Genomic DNA, 1,112 nt, shown 5'->3' on the forward strand with positions numbered 1-1,112 from the left:
GCTCTATGTATGCTGATTGCCAAATCAGGCAAATGGCCAAGTAAGGGAGAAGCGACGATGGCGATCTTCGACGACGAACCCCGGAAGAAGGCGCGCCCGCACGAGATCGGGCAGGACCTCTCGCTGCTTTCCGTCGACGAATTGTCGGAGCGCATCGCCCTGCTGCGCGACGAGATCGCCAGGCTTGAGGCAGAGCGGGCCGCCAAGAGCGCCACCAAATCCGCCGCCGACGCATTGTTCCGGCGCGGATAATTTCGTCGGCGCGCAAGACCGCCGCCGAAAAGCCCCAATACGCCTGTTTTCAGACCCCGGCGCCCGAACCAGGATCAAGCGATGTTTGCAACCTACCGACCGATCCTCTCGCTGCTGCGCGGTACCGCCTTCCTGCTCGCGGCATCCGGCCTGCACGGCCTGCTGTTGCCGCTGCGCGGCCAGATCGAGGGCTTTTCGACCGCATCGCTCGGCCTGATGGGCACGGCCTGGGCAGGCGGCTTCGTCACCGGCTGTTTCTTCGCCCCGCGCCTTGTGCGCCGCGCCGGCCATGTCCGGGCCTTCGGCGCCTTCGCCGCGTCGGGCGCCATCATCGCGCTGCTCACCGGCCTCATCATCGATGAATATTTCTGGATTCTTTTGCGCGCCTTCACCGGCTTCACCATGGCCGGCGCCTTCATGGTGATCGAGAGCTGGCTGAACGAGAAGGCCACCAACGAGAACCGCGGCACCGTCTTCGGCCTCTATATGATGGTTACCTATGCATCGATCATGGGCGGCCAGATGATCGTCGCCGGCGGAGACGTACGATCGGCCTCGCTGTTCATGATCACCGGCATCCTGTTTTGCCTTTCGCTCATTCCGACGGCGGTTTCTACCCAATCGACCCCGAAGCCGCTGCAGGACGTCAAGCTCGACGTCAAAGGCCTGTACGCCAATTCGCCGGTGTCGGCGGTGGCGTGCCTCTTGATCGGCATAGCCAACGGCGCCTGGGGCACGCTCGGCGCCGTCTATGGCGCGCGCATCGGCATCTCCACCGCCGAGATCGCGCTGATGATGAGCCTTGTCGTCGTTTCCGGCGCCGCCATGCAGCTTCCGGCCGGGCGCCTTTCCGATACAAC

The 1,112-nt window shown here is 64.1% G+C and carries 1 protein-coding gene and 1 pseudogene; both read left to right on the forward strand.

Annotation, left to right across the window (positions count from 1 at the left end; translation table 11 throughout):
• Positions 1-57 precede the first annotated feature (57 nt).
• Positions 58-252 (forward strand): DUF1192 family protein, encoded by a 195-nt coding sequence (locus EOA24_RS38875; protein ID WP_126080827.1) that lies wholly within the window; start codon positions 58-60, stop codon positions 250-252.
• Between the two features lie 72 nt (positions 253-324).
• Positions 325-1,112, forward strand: a pseudogene (locus EOA24_RS38880) (MFS transporter); the annotation flags it as partial.

Source organism: Mesorhizobium sp. M2A.F.Ca.ET.039.01.1.1 (genome assembly GCF_003998035.1).
Classification (GTDB): Bacteria; Pseudomonadota; Alphaproteobacteria; order Rhizobiales; family Rhizobiaceae; genus Mesorhizobium.